Annotated in this window: 4 protein-coding genes; 2 read left to right on the top strand and 2 right to left on the bottom strand. The window is 75.1% G+C overall.

The genetic code is table 11. From position 1 onward, the window contains the following. Positions 1 to 24: 24 nt before the first annotated feature. Positions 25 to 456 (bottom strand): hypothetical protein, encoded by a 432-nt coding sequence (locus RWM17_RS13030; protein WP_314104319.1) that lies wholly within the window; start codon positions 454 to 456, stop codon positions 25 to 27. A gap of 215 nt (positions 457 to 671) precedes the next feature. Here RWM17_RS13030 and RWM17_RS13025 point away from each other — a divergent pair, with 215 nt between their 5' ends. Both RWM17_RS13025 and RWM17_RS13020 read left to right on the top strand, forming a co-directional pair. Beyond that, positions 672 to 1,937, top strand: coding sequence for an FAD-binding protein (locus RWM17_RS13025; protein ID WP_314104316.1), 1,266 nt, complete (start codon positions 672 to 674; stop codon positions 1,935 to 1,937). After that, positions 1,930 to 2,910, top strand: coding sequence for an aldose 1-epimerase family protein (locus RWM17_RS13020; RefSeq protein WP_314104313.1), 981 nt, complete (start codon positions 1,930 to 1,932; stop codon positions 2,908 to 2,910). The genes RWM17_RS13025 and RWM17_RS13020 overlap by 8 nt, the downstream gene beginning before the upstream one ends. A gap of 130 nt (positions 2,911 to 3,040) precedes the next feature. Here the strand turns inward: RWM17_RS13020 and RWM17_RS13015 are convergent, their stop codons facing one another. Further along, the gene (locus tag RWM17_RS13015) at positions 3,041 to 3,358 is read right to left on the bottom strand and encodes a hypothetical protein (RefSeq protein ID WP_314104310.1); all 318 of its coding nucleotides are present in this window, start codon (positions 3,356 to 3,358) and stop codon (positions 3,041 to 3,043) included. Between the last annotated feature and the right edge of the window lie 408 nt (positions 3,359 to 3,766).

Genomic DNA, 3,766 nt, shown 5'->3' with positions numbered 1-3,766 from the left:
CCGCCCGGACGCCGCGAGAGCTGCCTAGGCGGCGCGGCGGACGCGGTAGCGCGCGGGCACCGAGGGCACGCGCAGCCAGGTGGTGCGGCGGACGCCGTCGGACGAGGTCCACTCGACGAAGACCGTGCCGAGCTCGGCGAGGGCGCCGATCTCGGTCGGCGTCGCGATCCCCATCGTCGATCGGCGACGCAGCGCGTCGGCACGGCGGGCGACTCCGCCGGGGAGCTCGACGACGACGTCGCGGGGGGTCTGGCCGCCGACGCGGCGGAGCACGAGGCAGGCGCCGAGGGGCAGGGCCGGATCGCTGCCGTCGTTCGGGACGTCGAGCCAGGTGAGGAAGAACGACGGTGCACGGCGCAGTCGGACGACGCGTTCGGGGCGCACCCGGCGGTCGTGCCGGAGCTGCTGCGGAGCGGAGGCGCGGACGGCGTCGGTGCCGTGTGCGGTCGAGTCCATCGTGGTGTTCCCCTGGGTCGTGGTCGGTCGGCGGCGGTCTCCCGGGGCCTGTACCCAGCGAACCGCGTCCTGGCCCGGGGGACAACGGGGGACGCGGCCCCGGTCCGGGGGGTCGGCGGTCCCCAGTGAGGGGGACACGAGCGCCGGCGCGGACTCGGCGCGCGTCGAGTGAGCGCTCACTAGACTCGGCCACGCCACCGAGTCGAAGGAGTCTCATGCACAACTGGGCCGAGAACGTCGAGTACACGACGACCGACCTCCGCACCCCCACCTCGGTCGACGAGCTGCGCGACGTGGTCGCCTCCAGCCGTCGGGTCAAGGCCATCGGCTCACGGCACTCGTTCAACCGGGTGGCCGACACGGACGGGGTGCTCGTCTCGACCGAGGCGCTCGGGCTGCCGATCGAGCTCGACCAGGCCGCGGGAACCGTCCGCGTCGGGGCCGGCACCACGCACGCCGTCCTCGCCCGCGAGCTGCAGGCCCGGGGCCGCGCCCTGCCGAACCTCGCCTCGCTGCCGCACATCAGCGTGGCCGGCGCCGTCCAGACCGGCACGCACGGCTCCGGGGTGCGCAACCCCGCGCTCTCGGCCAGCGTCGCCGCGGTCGAGATCGTGCGGGCCGACGGGACGCTCGACGTCGTCCGCCGGGGCGACGACGCGTTCGGCGCCTCCGTCGTGGGGCTCGGTGCCCTCGGCATCGTCACCGCGCTGGTGCTCGACACCGTGCCGACGTTCGACGTCGTGCAGACCGTGCACCACGACCTCCCGTGGGAGGCGGCCCTCGAGAACTTCGAGGCACTGATGGCGCACGCCTACAGCGTCAGCCTCTTCACCCGGTGGACCGGAGACGTCGTCGGACAGGTCTGGGCGAAGGCGCGGGTCGGCGCCGCTCCGCTCGCGACGCCGCTCGACCTCGTCGCGCTCGGCGCCCGCCCCGCCTCCGAGGCCGTGCACATGCTGCCCGACACGGCGGCCGACGCCGTCACCCCGCAGCTCGGCGTCCCCGGCCCCTGGCTCGACCGGCTGCCGCACTTCCGCGCCGAGTTCACGCCGAGCGCGGGGGAGGAGATCCAGAGCGAGTACCTCGTCCCCGCCGAGCACGCGCCCGCCGCCGCCGCCGCCCTCCGTGCCCTCGGCGAGAGCCTGGCCGACGTGATCTTCGTCAGCGAGATCCGCAGCGTCGCCGCGGACGACGCCTGGCTCAGCCCGAGCGGCGGCCGTGACAGCATCGCGTTCCACTTCACCTGGCGGCGCGACACGGAGGCGGTGCTCGCGGTGCTCCCGAGCGTCGAGGAGGCGCTGGCCTCGTTCGACGCCCGCCCCCACTGGGGCAAGGTGGCCGGCCTCGACCACGGGGTGCTGCGTCGTCGCTACCCTCGACTGGACGACTTCGCGGCCCACGCCGCCGCCGTCGACCCCGAGGGCCGGTTCCGCAACGCGCACCTCGACCACACCGTCTTCGGAGGAGCCGCCCGTGCCTGAGACCACCACCACCACCGCCGTCACCGATCCGGCGACGCCTGCCGCCGTGCCCGTCAGCGGCATCCGCACCGTGCTCGAGCACGGCCCGTACCGGGCCGAGATCGCCGGGGTCGGTGCGACGCTCCGCTCGCTCAGGCACGACGGTCGCGACCTCGTCGTCCCCTTCGGCCTCGACGAGGTGCGCCCCCTGTACCGCGGCGCGCTGCTCGCCCCGTGGCCGAACCGGGTCGTCGACGGCTCGTGGGACGACGACGGGGTCGAGCGGCAGCTGCCGCTCACCGAGGTCGAGCGCGGCCACGCCCTCCACGGCCTGGTGCAGTGGGCGGACTGGGCGTCCGACCCGGCCGACGAGGCCGACCCGCGCCGCGCCTCCCTCGTGACCCAGCTCGCACCGAGCGACGGCTACCCCTACCGTCTCGAGCTCCGGGCCGTGTACGAGCTCGGCGACGCGGGCCTCGTCACCACCGTCACGGCGACGAACGTCGGGCAGGGCACGGCGCCGTACGGCGTCGCCCCGCACCCGTACCTCGTCGCCGGCGAGGGCCGGGTCGACGACTGGTCGCTGCTGCTGCCCGCGGCGAGCTACCTCGAGGTCACCGAGGATCGCCTCGTCCCGACCGGCGTCCACGGCGTCACCGAGCGCGAGGGCTTCGACTTCCGCGAGGCCCGCACCGTCGGCGACCTGTTCGTCGACCACGCCTTCACCGAGATCGACGCGGACGCCGAGGGGCGCGCCACGGTCGAGGTCGTCGCCCGCGACGGCCGCGGCGTCGCGATGTCGTGGGCCGTCTCCGAGCTGCCCTGGGTCCAGGTGCACACCGGCGACCGCCCCGAGCCCGAGCTCGACCGGCTCGGCCTCGCCGTCGAGCCGATGACCTGCCCGCCCGACGCCTTCACGAGCGGCGTCGACCTCGTCCGCCTCGCGCCGGGGGAGTCGCACACCGCCTCGTGGACGATCGCCGTGATCGCCTGACCGAGACCGCAGGAGGCGCGACAGGGCCTCGCAGGAGGCGCGACAGGGCCTCGCAGGAGGCGCGACCGGGCCTCGCAGGAGGCGCGAGCCGGCCGAGCGGCCGGGTCGCGCCCCCCTGGGGCCGGCTCGTCTACGCGCCGATCGGCTCCGCCCCGAGCGGCGCCGTCTGCCAGGTGACCGCCGACACGGCGCCGAGCGACCATCGGTCCAGCACGCCGTCGAGGGCGCGGCGGGTGCGCCGGGCGGCCAGCTCGTCGCGCACGACGACGTCGAAGCGCAGCATCTCGGGCAGCTCGGTGAGCAGCACCGTCCCCGCGTCGGCGAGCTGCACGAGGTACTGCCCTTCGTCGACCCTCGCCGTCGTGTGCTCGGCCAGGAGGCGCCGCGACAGCCAGAACAACCCGGCGCTGTCGTGCGCGGTGTGGACGGTGGCCGTGACGGTGATCATGCGCACATCGTGCCCCGCGTTCCGCTCAGGCCCGTGAACGGCGTGTATCCGGCGTGTGAACCCTGGCCCCCGTGTGCGCGACTTGACATCGGTCGCGGCCTGCCTCATAGTTGCCCCGGACCGCAGATGTGAGCGCTCACATGAAACGGTCACATCCCCTTCGCCGGGTCGGCACAGCAGCCGCACCGGCGATGCACGGCCCCGGCATCGGAGCCACTCAGCACCGCCAGCCACACACCCCCGCACCGTCCCGCGCACCAGCGACACACCACCTGACGAAGAGGTCACCTGTGAACCGCACCGCTCGCACCGCCATCGCCACCGCCGCCTCGGCCCCGCACCGGGCCGCAGCCGACTTCTCGGCCGCTCGCGCCGCCTCCTGGGCGACCGCGCCGACCGCTCGCGTCG

Source organism: uncultured Frigoribacterium sp. (genome assembly GCF_963515265.1).
Classification (GTDB): domain Bacteria; phylum Actinomycetota; class Actinomycetes; order Actinomycetales; family Microbacteriaceae; genus Frigoribacterium.
The sequence above is the reverse complement of the archived record's forward strand: the minus strand, read 5'-3'. Positions and strand labels throughout refer to the sequence as shown.

Bases quoted from the DNA above. Each gene is read 5' to 3' on its own strand.
- RWM17_RS13015 (WP_314104310.1), bottom strand. From the start codon at position 3,358: ATGATCACCGTCACGGCCACCGTCCACACCGCGCACGACAGCGCCGGG.
- RWM17_RS13025 (WP_314104316.1), top strand. From the start codon at position 672: ATGCACAACTGGGCCGAGAACGTCGAGTACACGACGACCGACCTCCGC.
- RWM17_RS13030 (WP_314104319.1), bottom strand. From the start codon at position 456: ATGGACTCGACCGCACACGGCACCGACGCCGTCCGCGCCTCCGCTCCG.